This is a genomic window from Halorubellus litoreus, assembly GCF_055378595.1.
In genome coordinates, this window is the sequence record NZ_AP043835.1 from 272,962 (window position 1) to 290,184 (window position 17,223).

Genomic DNA, 17,223 nt, shown 5'->3' on the forward strand with positions numbered 1-17,223 from the left:
TTCGGTCGCCGAAGCCCAGACCGAAACGTCTCTCTTTGGCCGCCTCAGGGGTCAATCGGGTGACTCGCAACGTGACTGATGCGCGCTCTCTATCCAGCACGGCTGGGCACAATTCTTCACCATCGTTATGTCGATTCGTGTCGACGATGAGCGGGCGCTTCCAGGGGGATGAGTACGTCGTGGATGACGTTGTGGTACGCCCACTCGGGTTTCTGGTCTTCGACGGTCAGGAACCCCTGGTTGGCCATCGATTCGACGTCACCTGCGTAATCGCAGAATACCGGGTCTGCAATCACGCGCAGGTCACCGTCATCCGTCCAGACGTGGACATCGTCGGGGTCGACAGTGCGGGAGGGGAGGGCGTCGTAGAGTCGAACGAGTTCGTCGGTCAACGCCTCTGACGACGGTCGGTTGTCGGTCGGTGGGACCGTGGCTACTGCGGTCAGATGGGAGGCGTTCCGCTCTTGCGAGTTTATCGACAGCAGTTCGGACGGGACGGACATGGTCGCCCAGATCGAACCCAGGAGTACACACTGGTCGACGCAGTTGCCGCCATCCGCCACCGTCTCTTTGGGGGTCCGGTTCACTCGTTGGTCGCTCTCTGCGCTACCGACGTGCGTGCGCACGAACCAGTGAGGAACCGCGATACGCGCCGCGAGATAGCGGGCTACAGAGGTGTAGGTTGCCGGAAAGGGCTGGTCGCCAATCAGGCCGAAGTCGGCTTCGAAGCGCTGGAATGCCCGTTTTGTGAGTGCTGTGAGGTCGTTGCGGACACGGGAGGCGTTGGGGATGAGTCCTATCACGGCCACAACATGGCGTATCGGTACGTAAAATTACGGGCCGCGCTACAAGCCGCCTCTATAATCGCGTCAGCACCCGCTTAGTCGTCCCATCGGACGATGATGCTGAACCTTCTCTCTTTCACGTCGTCTCCGATGCTTATGCGGATGGTAAAATGTCGAGAGGTATCGCTCTATCCGGCACGCCTGTTCTGATAGCTGTCCATCAAGTGGTCCGTGGCAGTGATACAGACGCGCTCTATCGGTCCTACTTGGGACACCGAGCCGCACAACGAACTTTCGGGGCTGAGATCCGCCACCCATTCGTGCTTCCTCTCGTAGCGATGCTGAGTCGGTCGGTTTCCAGTCGCCAAGAGGAACGTGGCCGCCCAGGCACATACGTCCAACATGTTGGACGAAGATGCGTCCGTCCGGCGAGCGTTCATCCGTCCATGACGAACGATACTCGCGATGCGGATCAGGACGACTCCGACAGCGGACTCCCGCAGTTCGCGTACGTGCTCTTCGCGCTCGCGACGCTGCTCGGTCTTGCCCACCACGTCGACCACGTCATCCGCGGGAATCACGTCGGTTGGCCCATCACGCCGGAGGTCAATCCGTTCACGTACAGCCTTCTCATCTACCCGCTCGTCGTGACGGGATTCGTCGGGTCGCTCACGGGTCGGACCGGCGAACGCTACTGGTCGGTCGTCATGCTCGTCGGCGGCGGCATGCTCCTCTTCTTCCACCTCAGTCCGTGGGCGGTCGAACCACCAGGCGACGTCATCCTCCCCTACGCGAACCCCCTGTTCGGGTACGTCGCCTTCGCCGTTCTCCTGGCACTCATCGGCGTCGTCTTCGCCGGCGCCGCCTACTCGCTCGCACTCTGGTACCGGGCTACGAGTAGGGCGCAGTGACCCGAAGGATTGAGTCGCCCACGTGCGAACGACGAGGCATGATGCAGCGCTGTGTCGTCCCGGACCGCGAACGTGGGGGCAGTGGATGATCCGGGCGCGGTTCCGGATGGCGGTCCCGAGCGATATCTGGGTCGCGGAGGTCTCCCAATCGCTCCCCGACACCACGTTCCGGCTGCTCGCAGGCGCACCCCTGGAGTCGCGGACGCTCGAACTCGGCGAGGTCGTCGGCCCGGACCCCGCCGCGGCGCTGGACGCGCTCGCCGCCCACGACAGCATCGTGTCCCTCGACCGGCTGTACGTCGACGACGACCGCGGGCTGACGAGGTACGAGACGACCGAACAGGGCCTCTTCACGTTCCTCGGCGAGACGTCGCTCACGCCGGAGTTTCCCGTGACTGTCGAGAACGGCATCATGGAGTTCGACGTCACCGCGTCCCGCGACCAGTTCGACGCCTTCGGCGACCGCCTCGACGACAGCCCCATGTACTACGAACTTCTCTCAGTCGTTCAGAGCGAGTCCGCCGACGGCGTCCTGACGGCTCGGCAGCGCGAGTGCCTGGACGTGGCGCTGCACAGCGGCTACTTCGAAGTGCCGCGGAGGGCGACGCTCGCAGAGGTCGCCGAGGCTCTCGACGTGGACAAGTCCACGGCTAGCGTGACGCTGCGCCGAGCGACCAACCGGATCGTCGAATGGTTCCTCCTCACCACCAACGACAACGGAACCCCTTGACACTCCTCGCTCGGTATCCGTATTTAACGCAAGCGTCGACTACGTAGGATGCGTGGACTCGTCCGGGATTGGGATTCGACGAGTGCTGACCGAGTACTCGTGCGTCACGTTCCAGGTCGTGGTCACGGTACGACGGCGTGACTTGCGGGCCCGACTGCTCGGTTGGGTGCCGCGGTGGAGCGTGGGAAGTGCGAGTCTCGGGTGGGATGAGCTGGGTGTGCGCGCGAGCGAAGTGCGTGTCTTGGTTGGGATGGGCTGAGTGTGCGCGCGAGCGAAGTGCGTGGAGGTGGGTTGTCTTCGTTTGGAATGGGTATCGGTGGGCTGTCTGGGGGTTCTGTAAGTGCTGTGCTACATCAATTTGAAGAGCTATCTTCGACAGTTCCTGGCGTACACAGTAAACAAAGAGCTAGTTTATGCTTTGCCGGACCAAATTCGAATAGGGTCTTTTGGGCGGGTAATACCTGCTGAAGCTGGCAATAGCGCTCGGTTATTGTAGAATTCTACTAGAATTCACCAGGGCCGAAATGATGGATAATATTTAATATCTTGTACGATAGTTGTTGACTATCCTCGTTACCACCTCGACGCTGAGGTGACCACTGGACGAGGGGGGAGCAGACCGACCGAACGCCGGTCGTCCGGATAGCCGAGGCCGTGTCGACCCGACGATGGAGAGCTGCAGGTCCGGACTGACCCGTGACGGAGACCGCACCCGAGGCTCGCGCCACCACACGCACCCACCATCCATGCACGCAATCGCCACACCCAGACGACGCGCCCGACACGAACCGAGGCTGACGGACCGATGACCCTGCAGGGCAGCCGCCTCGTCATGATCGGCCGCGGCATCGACGACCACGAACAACCACACGACCAGTTCCCGGAAGTCCCGAACGGCAACCACCTCCGATGGAGCTTCGACCCCACAGTCGGCTTCGCCAGGCACGGCTACCACCTCTTCCGGCGCGAACACGTCGGCGACAGGATCGACCCCACCCCACTCGCAGACTACGTCGGGGGCTCGACAGGGACACGCCGCACCCACACCATCACGACGCCCGCTGGCTCCGTCGACGTCGACTTAGACGCCCCCGCATCCATCGTCTCCAACGGCCAGCTCGCCATCCCCGTCGACCCCGGCCCGGTGACAGTCCGGTTCCCCGAACCGGTCTTCGAGGTCCGCGCAACCCTCCACGTGACCGCCCCGACGACCGTTCGAGCCCTCGCCGGCGGCGTCACGGTCGACAGCACCGACCTGGACGCCGACGGGACGGTCACGCTCTCGTTCGACCGCATCGAGGCCGTCGAACTCGAGGGCGGCCCGGCAACGGTAGAGGACGTCGCCTTCTTCCCTGTCAGCCGCGAGTACGGCCAGGGCTGGACGCCCGTCCCGGCGTTCGACGAACCGCTCGGCCTCCCGCTCTACCACGGGGACTATCCAGCGACGGGCGGCCACCAGCAGGACCTCGCGTCGGCGCGCAGCATCGCCCAGACCCGCATCGAGTATGGCGACCCGAACCACTACACCGCGACGACGGCCGTCCACGACGACGGCCACATCAGCGTCGACACCGACTCGCTCGTCGTCACCGGGACCAATACGAACTGGGACCACTCGCTCACGGGGCGCCGATTCAGCGTCGCCGGCGACGACACCGCCTACGTCGTCACCGAGGTCCGCCCCGGCGACGACGCCCCTGACGAACTCCTCCTCAGCCGCCCATACGAGGGTCAATCCCAGACCAACACGGCGTACGAACTCGCCGACGACCGCTTCGGCGCGCTCCACGACTACCTCGTCCATCTCCTGGACGACAGCCCGGGCAGCGGGGGCCAGCTCGGGCGAACCATCCCTACGCCACTCGAGACCGGGCAGGCCGCCCACTGGACGGGTGGCACCTGGATCTACGACTTCGGCGGCGGCCCCACACGGGACGTCGAGGGGCTGTACGTCCAGTTCGCGACGGAGACCACTGGCACGATATCGGTCACCCAGGGGTCGACGACCGTCGAGCGCGACCCGGGCAGCACCGCCAGTCCCGAGTGGCACGCCGGCCTGGAGGGGTTACCGATCCGCTTCGAGGACCAGCGCGCGGTCTACACCATCGAGAGCGTCGACACGGCGAGCGGGCGGACGCTCGAACTCGACCGCCCCTACAGCGGCCCGGACCTCGCGAACGCTTCGTTCGCCGTCTTCGAAGCGAAGCGCTACGGCATCGAACGGACGGCCGTCTCGGGCCAGTACCTCCGACTGGACGCTCCCTACCGCAACCCACGGGGCGTCTCGGAGTACCTCGTCACGGGCGCGTTCGGCAGCCAGGGCGAGACGGCGACGAGCCCCTGGCAGAATCCCCTGGAGACGACGCTCCTGGGGAGCGTCGAGCCGGCCATCGCACAGGCGCTCGGCCTCTACTGGATCGACACCGACGCCGACCGCGACAGGAGCTACGACTACCTGCTCGTCGCCGACCACGACGGTGTGCTCGAGGACGCCTACGGCGAAGACGAGCCGTTCGACCCGCGGAACCTGGAACTGTTCGCGGACGGCGTCGAGGCGGTCGACGGCTACATCACGTTCGACGTCGAGCGCGGCGCGGCTCCGCCAGTCGAACGCCCGACCGGCGCCGCCGCCCACGACCTCCCACCGAGCCCACCCGAATCGCATTCGACCCCCAGCGGCGAACGGTACGGGACGAACACGGCCGGCCTTCGATGGGACGAGGGCGCCGGTGCGCGCGGCGCGATGCTTCCGGACGACCCGGTCCAGTACCACCTCTGGCGACACGACTACCAGAGCGATGAGCGCCCGTCGACGGCACCGCCACCGGCCGCGTACGACCCGCTGACAGCGCCCGCTGTCGCCGACACCGACCGCGACGACCCCATCGCCGTGAGCGACGCGGACACCACGAACGCGCCCGGGTGGCCGAACCAGTCCATCGACACCGTCGACCGCGGCCTGCTCGACGGCTGGTACAGCTACCGGCTCAACGGCGTCGACCTCTTCGGGCGCGCGAGCGACCTCGGCGAACCCGCCGACTGGATCGACGACGGGACGACCAAACATCCGTCGGCGATCCACCTCGTCGACGACCAAGCGCCACCGCCGCCGCGACAGGTCGACGCGCAGTTGCTGGACGTCGACCAGCCGACGGCGGGCACCGGCGAACTCGAGGTGTCGTGGATATGGCCGGAAACCCTGGCCGCGCAGGCGCCCGACGCCGTCGAGTTCACCGTCCAGTACTATCCCGGCCAGCTGAACGAACAGTTCGGCGAGATCACGAGCGTCGCCGAACCGTACGACGACTACCTCGAGATCGAGACCGACGTGCCCGCCATCGACCCAGCAGACGGGTACGTCGGTGCGACGTTACAGGTCGGGGACGCGAGCTACGATATCGTCGAGAGCGACGCCGCCCGCGACGGCACCCTCTCGGTCACGGTCCGCGACGAACGCCCCAGCCCGCCGACGACCGTCGAGACCACGGACGGGAGCACGCCCGTCGAGATTACCGATAGCAGACCCAATGCGACCACGGGCGCAACGCCCGCGGAGAGCGTCGAATCGGCGATCCGGCGGGACCGTCCGGAGTCCGGTAGCGCGTGCACGATCTCGATTCCGCCGACGGTCAGCGGCGGGACGATCGCCGTCGCGGACGGCGACCGCACCGTATACGGCTACGACACTGACTGGTCGCGGGCGCTCGTCGGCCAGGCGTTCACCACCCCGGACGGCAACGAGTACACCGTCACGGCGGTCGACGGCCACGACGAACTCACGCTCGACGAACCGTACGTCGTCCCCGACCCCAACGAATCCGAGCGGACGCGCTTCGCGTACGCCATCGAGCACCCCGTTCGCGTCGACTACGACGACCCCGACGCGTGGGCGAGTGCAACCGAGCCATCGGATTGGCGGTCGACCCACGCCACTATCAGTATCGAGGACGCCGTCGAGGAGGTCGCCGCGAGCGACCCCGACAACCCACTTGACACGAGCTATCGCGCGTACGAGACGACGGTACCGATTCCGCGCGTGGACGACCCGCCGCGCGATCCGTTCGCGACCAGCGAGGCCGAGCCGGTCACCTACGCGCACGTCGGCGTCAACACCCACGACCGCCAGGGCAACGTCGGCGACGTGAGCGCGCCGGTGACGGTCAGTCGCGTCCTGGAGGAGGCCCCGGTCCCGCCGACGCAGCCCTCCTTCGAGAGCGCGATCGACTACGCGACGCCCCCGGACTACGACGGCCAATCGAAGTACACCGTCCGCTTCGCCCACCCGGGCGAGCACCGGACGGTACACGTTTACCGCGCGATGGACAAGGCGATCTTCCGCGCGGACTACGCGAAACGGAACGCCGGGGACGCGACGCGGTCACTCGACCCCACGAACCCCGACCACTTCCCACCGTATCGTCGAGACGACAGCTCGGTCGCTCGCCGGAAGCAGATCCGCGACACCATCGAATCGCTCCACGACGCCGTCACCGCAGCGGGGTCGTTCCAGGCTGCACTCGAGCACTATCGCGACCTCGAACCGGACGTCCTCCAGACCTTAGCTGGGCTCGACGGGACTCGGGAGGCCTACGCCAAACGGACGATCGAGGCACTCGACCCCGACGAGCACCCCAACGTCCGCGGCCCGGACTTCGAGTCCGGCGACCCCGGCCCAGGGTACACATTGGGCGCCAACCCACCCCCCGGCGCCGTCCCCGGGAGCGACCTCTGCGCGTGGGTGGACGCGTTCGACGGCAAGACCCGACGCCGGTACTTCTACCGCACCAGCACCGTGAACGAAGCCGGCATCGAGAGCGAGGAACTGAGCTACCCGACGCGACCCGTGCAGGCGGTCGACACTGTTCCGCCCACAGCCCCGTCAGTCACCGATGTCACGGGCGGTGATCGCTCGATCGAACTCACGCTCGCCTCGAACCGGGAACCGGACCTCTCGGAGTATCAGCTCTATCGGACGACGGACAAATCGAAGGCAACAGACATTCGGCGTATGATACAAGTCGCCACGCTGAGCGAGGACCGGCCCCCTGTGGCCGGTACGTCTTCGACTACCGGGCGTCCGTCGAGCGTTTCGATCACCGATACTGGGGTCGACGTTGCCAGGACGTACTATTATCGGGTCGTCGCGGTCGACGAGGCCGGCAACGTCTCGGACTCATCGAAACGATGTGCCGGGCAGGCATACGCGACCTCTCCGCCCCCGGAACCGACCTGGGATCGGGCTGAGTGGGTCGCAATCGAAGCCGATGGCACCGTCCACGACTGGGCGAGCGCCCCGGCGACTGCCGAGCCTGCGATCGAACTGGCGTGGTCGCTCCAGTCGCCCGGCAGTCAGCCCCCGGCCGTCCTGCTCCAGCAGGCCAGCGACAGCGGGCTCTGGCAGACGCTGAGCTCTTGGAGTGACAGAGATACGGGCTATCTAGTCCGGGATGTCCAGCCGAGCCAGACCCACGAATTCAGAGTCAAGATACGCGACAGGGCCGGGAACATCGCGACAGGACCTGCCCGTACGGTTTCTCCGCCGGAGGACAACTGACATGTCACTACATTGTGCCACACCGATCGTTCACAGGACGAATTCGAATTACGGCGACTACTACGACAGCCAGGACAACTGCTATTTCGAGCTGTCGAACCACTTCGATACCAACGGCTGTACCGGGCTCTGTATCGGGACCAACAGTTCGTTCTCGGCCAGCGACCCGCAGGGATCGCCGACCGAGCTGTATGCGGTTACGAGCGGGTATCTCTCGTATCGCAAACCCACCAACGGGCCGCGGAAGCTCGTGTTGCGACTGCCGCTGGAACTCGTCCAGCTTTCGGCACACAACTCCGGAGAACAGTACCTCGACCTCTCGCCGAGCGGCCCGAATCTCCGTCACGTCGTCTACGAACTCGACACCCAACAGTCGACCGACACGGTCGTCCGGGCCTACATTGGGTCCCTGCTACAGCAGACCTCCCACCCGGTTCGAGAATGGACGAGAGTGTTCGAAGGTGAGGATGTCCCGGCGAGAGCTATCGGTCGGACACCGACGGTCGGCGAGTACCTCTCGAACCCGCCGAGTTCCGTCTCCGACCCGGTCGGTGCCGTACTCGATGGCTTCATCGACGGCGAATTCGAACTGTTGGTCACTGCCGGCGATCCGATCAGCAGTTTCGATTCGTCGGTTAACATCGTCTTCCGTGACTCCTCGTATACCCGCAATCAGGACGCGACGGATGACGAACCGAACGAGCCGGTCGGCCGGCCACTCAATCCCTCTTATTTCCTCTATCAACTCCTCGGCCCCAACGCCACGGGGACTAATCCTGTGGTGGATCTCCAGACTGCGGTCGACCGTAGCTCGAACCCATCGCTGGCACAGACCCACCCCCTGTTGACGATACTAACCGGCCAGACGGCCCAACAGGAATCGTACGTCCCGCTGGATCTCGACGCCGACCAGCCACCACCGCCGAGACATCGGACCATCACGACGAGCACAAACGGTGGTGCGCTGGCGGTCGGCTCGTTGCGCAATTGGCATCAATCGCTTCACGATCCGACGACGACCGCCAACGCCGAGTGGCAGATCGTGGCCGATCCGGCCCAGAGTAGTGACGACATGGGGAAACTGCTCGTCAGAGACAGCGCCAGCGGCAACGACATCGACGTCGAATACGGTTCGTCGGGCGCACGCAGAAAATCCGTCGAAGTGTACTGGAACCGGTACGGCGAGCTCATCAACGCAGTCGCGGAGGCCTTTCGCTTGCCGTGTGAGAGCATTCTGGCGATCGCCTGCAAGGAAAGTGCCTCGTTGCTGTGGTACGACCCGAACAACTTCGCTGACTCCGACGAGATGAACACGGTCCGCTTGGAACCACTCGACGCCGGCACAGCCGCCACCCAGCGGCTTCTCAACGACCCTAACGACGGCCATTACGGACAGCTCTACGACAACCTGACGTCCTCGAACGGAGCCAACGAAAACATCCCGGTTCCATGGGAAGGCAGTCAGGTCATCCACGCCACTTCGAGCGGGAACAATCTCACTTGGGACGTACTGGTTCGGCTCATCAACAATTATGACGCCGTGCTGGCGTCGCCGGGGGTCACCCAGACCCTGGTCTCGACCGCCGATGGGGTTCTCAATTGGGTCGATTCGATGTATGGCAACGACTTTGTCAGCAACATTTCGGCGACGGTCGATCACGACGGGAACAGTGTGACCCTCTCGGTGAAGAATCCCGGAAATATCCAGAACACGCTCGAAGACTGGTTCGGCGCGATTGCCGACGCCAACGGCAACTCCCCGCCAAATCCGCCCTATTCAGCGAACGAGGAACTCTCGAAGAAACAACGGGCATTCCATGGCTTTGTCATCGGCGGGGCGTACATTCGCCGGACGTACAACTATACCACTGGGGGCGGACAGAATCGCATTGTAGATTACGACCCGCCGACTATTGCGAGTGCGTACAACGACCGCTTACAACCGGATGCGAACACGCGCTACGGGATGGTCATGCACCAGAACTACGTGGACCATTTCCCGAAGTACTGGAACGCGGCCGTCGACCTGTTCAACCAGAGCGGATCGAACAGTATTGACCCTGATCCGGCACTGCGACTGTGGGGGATCTGATCATGGCGGACATAACCACGTACACGCCGCTGTCGGCGCTGTTACCGCAGGAAGCAATTCCACAGGAGTTGTTCGCCTCGGACGGCCAGAACGTGCTCGATAACGTCGCCCTGGTCGAGTACGATACTGTTGCAACCCCCGATGATGGGCGATTTCGCCTCGTTGGGAAGGTGATGGCAGAAGCCAGTCTGTCCCTGCCGTTCCTCTCGGGTGTCGAACTCGTCTTGGGGCGTGGCAGTGGATCGAACACGGGCATCGTTGAGGTTGAAGGGCACATCGAATGGCGGGACGATCAGCCGCCAATCGTCGACTTCTCCCTCAATACGACCGTCCTGAGCCTGGCCGTCAATCGATCACTCCTCAAACCGGTCGAGCTCGTTACGAACGACGGTGACACCGAGATCAAACCCAAAGACGGGACAGTTGGGGTCCCGCTTCAGTTCGGCGTCAACATCCATCACGATCAAGAGTGGTCGGTCGAATTCCAGACGCCTGCCTCGGGCAGTACAGGGATCCAGCTCCCGACTTGCGAGATCGGTGATACGGGTGTCGTCATCGACGGTGCCGACATCCGGTTCAACATCTCGGGTGACCAGACCGATCAAAGCGGCACTCCGATCAAACCCGAGTCCGCCCAGCAGGGTTGGCAGGGACTGCTGTTCAAGGGCGCATCGGTACAGATTCCCGATGTCTTCGAAGGGTCAATCAACATCGACGGCCTGGGGTTGGGGACCGGCGGCGTCACGGGAACGATCGGCGCTGACCTCCAGCTCGACTACGACGAGAACTCGCAGACGTTCAGCGGGCCGCTGTCGGGCGGCGTCTCCGAGTTCGAGGGCGGCATCTCGAATCTCTCGCTCGAACTGGTCCAGAACGTCCCGGCCGGTGGCTCAATCACCGGCCAGATCCTCGTGCCCTTCTTCGACGAACCGGTCGACGTCGATATCGGAATCGACCCTGAAGGGAGCCTCACCGTCTCGCTCGCCGACGACGACGGCTCGCTGCAGACGGTCGAGAAGGAGCACTTCAGGATGAAGCTCCAGCGTATCGGGATCGAGATCAGCGACGTCCCGGCGGTCACCGTCGGCGGTCGTATCGAACCTCGGCCGGACAACATCGAGGCCGACATCGACCTGCCACCGGTCGAGGTCGAGGCGCTGACGGTCGACGCGGAGGGGAACGTCTCCGTCGACGGCGGGTGGATCGACCTCGGTGACCAGTACCAGGCGAAGATCGGTGTCGCCACCCTCGAGATCACGCAGGTCGGGTTCGGGAAGACGGACGACGGCGGTCGGTGGGTCGGGTTCAGTGGTGGCGTGAAGCTCACCGACGAGATCGCGGCCGGCGCTTCGGTGGATGGACTGCGGTTCGAGTGGGGCGGCGAGAGCGGTGTCGGGGTCTCGCTCGACGGCATCGGGCTCGAGTTCACCATCCCCGGGACGTTGGAGTTCAAGGGCGAGGTGTCGCTCGAGGGCGAGGTCTTCCGTGGCGCCATCGACCTCCGGTTGGTCACGCTCGACATGACTATCGACGCGGAGGTGATCTTCGGGAAGACGACCATCGACGGCGAGGACGTCCGGTTCATGGGGATCTACGTGGACGTCGGCCTCCCCGGGGGGATACCGATCTACATCACTGGCCTCGCGGTGTACGGGTTCCGTGGGCTGTTCGCCAGCCAGATGGAGCCCGACAAGACGGGCGAGCAGAAGTGGTACTCCGTCGACACCGACGAGAGCTGGTATCACTCCCACGGCACGAAGGGCGTCCAGCCGTTGGGCGACAAGTGGGAGCCCGCCGCGGGCGCGATGGGGTTCGGTCTCGGCACCCGCATCGGGACGCTCCCCGACGCTGGCACCTCGTGGGCGACGGACATGCTCCTCGCTGTCGTCTTCCCCGGACCGATAGTCACGCTCCAGGGACGTGGCGAGTTCCTCAAGCCCGGGACCGAGGTCGACAAGGAGGCGACGCTCCAGGCGATGGCGCTGTTCGACGGCCGCGCCGGCTCGCTCACGTTCGGCATCGACGCGCAGTACCGCGAGGGCCCCGACGGCAAACTCCTGGACATCGCCGCGTCCGCGGCGGCCTATTACAGCTTCTCCGACCCGAGCGCGTGGTACGTCCACATCGGCAAGAAGCAGCCGAAGGACGCTCGCGTCCGGGCCGAGGCGCTCTCCGTGTTCACGGCGAACGGCTACTTCATGCTGAACCAGGACCGACTCGGCATCGGCTTCTGGTACGGCTACGACAAGGAGTGGGGTGTCGGGCCGCTGTCGGTCACTCTCGAGTCCTGGGTCGACAGCGACGCCGTCGTCAGCTTCGAGCCCGCACACTTCACGGGGAACGTCCACGTCCACGGCGAGGTCGGCGTGTCGGCGTTCGGCGTCGGCCTCTCGCGCTCGCTCGACGTCAAGATATCGGGCGAGGTGTTCGACCCGTTCCACCTCAAGGCGTCGTTCAGCGCGTCGATCTCGACGCCGTGGCCGCTCCCGGACCCATCCGCGACGATCACGCTGGAGTGGGGGCCGACGAAGGACCCGCCGACGACGCCCGCGGTCGTCGACGACGTCGGCGTCGGCCACCAGAAACTGGCGTCGAACTGGCAACCGACCGCACTCGAGGCGGACGACGGTAACTCGGTTTCCGCGGTCTCGAAGCCGAGCGACCCCCCTGCCGCGGACGCGCCGGTCGTCCCGATGGACGCCCGACCCAACATCTCGTTCGCCAAGCCCGTCCACGACGAAAACGACGCCATCGGGAACCCGCACCCACCGAACCCGAGCCGCGAAGTGATCGGCGACCCGGCGAAGAACGAGGGCCCCGTGAAAGTCCGCTACGGCCTCGAGCGACTCCGCCTCCGGAAGTACGAGGACGGGTCCTGGGGCGACGGGGTCGACATCGACGGTGCTTGGGCGCCCCTGTCGACGGGCCAGGGCACCGCGGAGGGCCGGCAGGGGACCGACCCGGATCTCGACCAGACGAAACTCGAGCTGTTCGCTCGCACGCCGTTCTCGTACGGCCGGCACACCGGCGGCGCCTGGGAGGACTGGCTCTCTCGGAGCCGCCCCCACTACCCGTGTCCGACGACGCGGCACTGCCACGACTTCGACGGCAAGACCCTCGCCGAAGACTTCACGCGCGAGCGAAGCTACCGCTACCAGACCGAGCGGACCACGTTCACCTACGAGCACCGCGGCGAGGAGCCCTGGCCACGAGTCTTCCTCTCCGAGCCGGGTGACGTCATGAACCCGCAGACGCTCTCGGTGTCCATCGACCGCCCGGACCGCCTCGACGACGCGGCCCTCCTCTTTGAGGAGACCGACCAAGAGCCAGCGAAGACCACGGACGGCTACCCCTACGAGATCCAGCTGGCGCTGCCGCACGCGCCGCGCTCCGTCAGCCTCGACTTCTTCACGCCGAAGTACGACGTGGAGGGCGAGATCGAGACGCTGATCGATCAGGAGCCGGTGACCGTGGAGTGGACCGAGACGTTCCGCGACGAAGACCCCGTCGTCGTCACCGCCAAGGGCGACAACGCCATCACCTTCCTCACGATCCGATTCAAGTTCAGCGACACCGACGCGACCGGCAAGCGCAAGCTCGGTATCTCGGAGATCTGTGGGTCCGACGTCGACCTCGCGGGCCCCCCGCCGGAGTCCGACGAGCGCCTGGAGCGCGCTCGAGACCACCTCGAGGCGCTCTCCCAGCGCGGGCGCGTCCTCGAACCGGACACCGACTATCGACTCGAGGTCGTCACCAAGACCGACGCCAGAGGGCAGGGCGAGTTCGACTGGTACGAGGACACCTCGTACACCGGTCGCTACTACGACTTCCACACTGCCGGCCCACCTGGCCTGGAGACGCCGGACACGCCCACGACCGGGGAGGCGTCGAGTGATGCCGACGACCCATCGAAGGAGGCCTCCGGGGTGGAGACGCTGGCGCGCTACGTCGACCAGACCACGCCCGCGACGGTGCCGGCGGACGGCGAACGCCCAACGCGCCCCCGACCCGTCTATCGGACCGACCCGATCGGTGCGGACTTCGACGTCGACTACGTCGACCTCCAGTACCGGCTGGCGCGCCGCGACCTCACGCTCCATCTCTACGACGACAACGACCGGCCGGTCCGGGACGCCCGCGGCCGCATCGTCACGGTCGACGACGAGTGGGGGACGACGCCCACCCAGTTGCTCGACCGGGCGACCGCCCGCTGGATCGCCACTGCGGGCGAGAGCTCCTGTCTCGACCTCGATGACTGGCGGATGGAAGCGACGAAGCAGCTGTTGCGCGACGCCGACGAGCGCGTCCTCGCCCCGGACACGATTCACGAGGCGCGCCTGAAGCCGCTCCTCTACCGAGAGCGGTTCACCCCCGACCTTGGGGCGTGGACGTGGTCGAACGGCTCTTGGACGTCCCGCGACGCCACCTGGACGGCCGACGGTGGCGACTGGACGCTCGACCACCACGACGGCTTCAGCGGCGAGAACGGCACGCTGCACGGTGCCACCCTCGACGTTCGAAGCGGCGTCGTCGACGCACTCCGCGCGGGACTGGACACCGTGACACTCGGCACCGGCGACGACGCAGAGACGGTCGGCATCGACGCCATCGACGCGACCGCCGACGAACTCACGCTCGCCAGACAGCCGACCGCCAGCGGCACCACCGCCTGGGCGATCCCGCCGCGGTCGGTCGCCGTCCAGACCGGCGCCCCCGGCGGACGCGCCCGCTGGCGGCTGACCGACTACCCGGACTTCGGTGGCGACCAGCCGACGACGTGGACGGACTACCGCCTCGCAGCGACGGTCCGCACCCGTACCGGCGGCTCCGGTGGCGTCGGCCTCACCGTCCGAGACGACGGCGACAGCTACTACCGGATCGAACTCGACACCGACGGGACGCGACGAATCGAACGAGTCCGCGACGGCACGGTCGACGAACGCTGGACCACCCAGGGCGCCGTCGACGCCGGCCGCGACTACCGGCTGGCCGTCGAAGCCGTCGGCGACGACCTCCAGGTGCTCGTCGACGACGAAGTGGTCTTCTCCGTCACCGACCCCGACGGACCCGATGCAGGAACCGTCGCTCTCTACACTCGAGAGAACCCGGACGCCCAGTTCGACGACGTCCGCATCGACGACTTCCGAGCCGGTGCCCCGACCGCCTACCGCTTCTCGTTCACGACGTCGCTGTTCGCGGACGCCAGACACCACCTCCAGAGCTACGACGACGTGGTCTGGGCCGCCACCTACCCGGCGGGCTCGATGGCTGACGTCACCCCTGGTGCGCTCGGGAACGCCCCGGACGACGCCGAGTTCCGCGCGTTCCGGTCGCTCGTCGACGACCTTCCCACGGGCGACGTCGACCGTCTCGAAGTCAGCCGCCTCGACGCCGACGGCACCCCCTACGGGTTCGCCGTGAACGCACCGGAGCCAATCGACTGGTCGACCGTCGACATCGACGTCGAACGAGGGCCACACTTCGACCACCAGCCTTCGCCACCGAGCGCACTGAAGCTCACCGACGCCACCCCTGGCAGCGCGAACGTGACGGCGTTGCTCCGCGAGACCACCGACCTCAGCGGGACCGCCGTCGAGTACCGCCGCCCCGGCGACGGTTTCGCGCCGACCCTGACCGACGGTCGGGAATCCCTACGGGACAGCCTGCGGCGCGACGGCCCGGGGCAGTGGACCGTCGACGACGCCATCGAGGGGGCGAGTGACACGACGAGCGCGCTGGTTGGCGCGGACGCAGACGCCACCGTCCTCGTGGCCGACCTCGCCAGACGCGACGGAACCGTCGGGCTGACGTTCCGCTATCAGGACGCGGACACGCACTACCGTCTCGTCGGCGACGCGGACGGCCTCCAGCTCGTCCGCGCGGACGGCACCGAGACCGTCCTCTGGTCGAACGCTGCTGGACTCCCCACGGACGAAGAGCGGACGCTCCGCGTCGAAGTCGCCGACGGGCGACTCCGCGGCGCCATCGATACCGTGCCCGCGTTCGACGTGCCTGACCCGGACGCGGGCGAGTCACTCGGCCGCACGGGCGTCGTCGTCACCGACGGCCGAACGGAAGTCGAGCGATTACAGGCCGCCGGGGGCGCAGTCGAGACGCAACTCGACCACTGGGCGTTCGAGAGCGGGGACGTCGACGACTGGACCATCGTCGACGAGCCACCGTACACGACCCAGGAGTCCGACTGGCGTATCGAGGATGGCCGGCTCCGGCAGACGAGCAACATCTACGGGTTCGTCGGCGGGGACGTGAACGCACCCGGCACGTACGCCATCACCGGCGACGACTGGACCGACTACCGCCTGACCGCTCGGGTCGCCGCGGGAGACGACGACGCGATCGGTCTCATGTTCCGCTATCAGTCCGACGGGAACTGCTATCGGTTCTCCATGGACGACCAGCGGAGCTACCGCCGACTCGTCGCCCGGACCGATGGCGACGTCGAGCTCCTCTGGAGCGACGAAACGACCGGGTTCCAGGCCGGGCAACAGTACCTCGTCACCATCGAATGCGTCGACGACCGCATCCGAGGGTACCTCGACGGCGAGCTACTGTTCGACGTGACCGACGACACCCACCGGACCGGTCGCGTCGGAACCTACACGCGCGCCAACCGCGACGCGAACTTCCACGACCTCCGAGTGACGGCGCCGGCGACGACCTGGCAGCCCTACCACGAGTTCGCCGACGAACCACCGCTCCCCGCCGGGACGCGCCTCTCACTCGCGGACACCACTCCGTCGTGGGCGCAGGACGCGCTGGCGGCGCACCGCCAGCCCAGCTCCGGAACCGATCTCCCGTCGGAGTCGGTCCTCCTCCGGGTTCGCTCTCGGGAGGACGCCGTCGAGCACGTCCGACAGTTCCGAGACGCACGCTACGGAACGGAGACTCTCGATGCGCTACGGCGCGGCGACGGCACGGGCCTCCTCCTGTACGACGCGACCGGCCTCACCCCCGGCGCGTACCGGCTCACCGTGGCGCCCACGAGCACCGACAACACCTTGGAGAGCCCCGTCACGCTCGACCTCCCCTGGGATCTCCAAGAGTGACATCCCCCCGCCCTTTATGATAGACGCCGAATCAAATCGTTCTCGGAGCTGAACCTCTCCATTTGATCGGTTTCGTGATGAGTT

Annotated in this window: 6 protein-coding genes; 5 read left to right on the forward strand and 1 reads right to left on the reverse strand. The window is 66.1% G+C overall.

All coding sequences use genetic code 11. The annotated features are described in order from the left end of the window. Positions 1-125 precede the first annotated feature (125 nt). Positions 126-803, reverse strand: coding sequence for a hypothetical protein (locus tag ACZ48X_RS03905; protein ID WP_336351699.1), 678 nt, complete (start codon positions 801-803; stop codon positions 126-128). 428 nt (positions 804-1,231) lie between these two features. On the opposite strand from ACZ48X_RS03905, the gene ACZ48X_RS03910 reads away from it, so the two are divergent. From ACZ48X_RS03910 to ACZ48X_RS03930, 5 genes are all read left to right on the forward strand, one after another. Beyond that, positions 1,232-1,696, forward strand: a complete 465-nt coding sequence (locus ACZ48X_RS03910) for a hypothetical protein (protein WP_336351698.1) — start codon at positions 1,232-1,234, stop codon at positions 1,694-1,696. Between the two features lie 85 nt (positions 1,697-1,781). Beyond that, the gene (locus ACZ48X_RS03915; protein WP_336351697.1) at positions 1,782-2,426 is read left to right on the forward strand and encodes a helix-turn-helix domain-containing protein; all 645 of its coding nucleotides are present in this window, start codon (positions 1,782-1,784) and stop codon (positions 2,424-2,426) included. 805 nt (positions 2,427-3,231) lie between these two features. Beyond that, positions 3,232-7,980, forward strand: a complete 4,749-nt coding sequence (locus tag ACZ48X_RS03920) for a fibronectin type III domain-containing protein (protein WP_336351696.1) — start codon at positions 3,232-3,234, stop codon at positions 7,978-7,980. Between the two features lies 1 nt (position 7,981). Then, positions 7,982-10,072: a hypothetical protein gene (locus ACZ48X_RS03925; RefSeq protein ID WP_336351695.1), complete on the forward strand. Its 2,091-nt coding sequence runs from the start codon at positions 7,982-7,984 to the stop codon at positions 10,070-10,072. A gap of 2 nt (positions 10,073-10,074) precedes the next feature. Continuing rightward, on the forward strand, positions 10,075-17,139 hold the full coding sequence (locus ACZ48X_RS03930; protein WP_336351694.1) for a 3-keto-alpha-glucoside-1,2-lyase-like domain-containing protein: 7,065 nt from the start codon (positions 10,075-10,077) through the stop codon (positions 17,137-17,139). The last annotated feature ends 84 nt before the right edge of the window (positions 17,140-17,223 follow it).

Bases quoted from the DNA above. Each gene is read 5' to 3' on its own strand.
- ACZ48X_RS03910 (WP_336351698.1), top strand. From the start codon at position 1,232: ATGACGAACGATACTCGCGATGCGGATCAGGACGACTCCGACAGCGGA.
- ACZ48X_RS03925 (WP_336351695.1), top strand. From the start codon at position 7,982: ATGTCACTACATTGTGCCACACCGATCGTTCACAGGACGAATTCGAAT.
- ACZ48X_RS03915 (WP_336351697.1), top strand. From the start codon at position 1,782: ATGATCCGGGCGCGGTTCCGGATGGCGGTCCCGAGCGATATCTGGGTC.
- ACZ48X_RS03920 (WP_336351696.1), top strand. From the start codon at position 3,232: ATGACCCTGCAGGGCAGCCGCCTCGTCATGATCGGCCGCGGCATCGAC.
- ACZ48X_RS03930 (WP_336351694.1), top strand. From the start codon at position 10,075: ATGGCGGACATAACCACGTACACGCCGCTGTCGGCGCTGTTACCGCAG.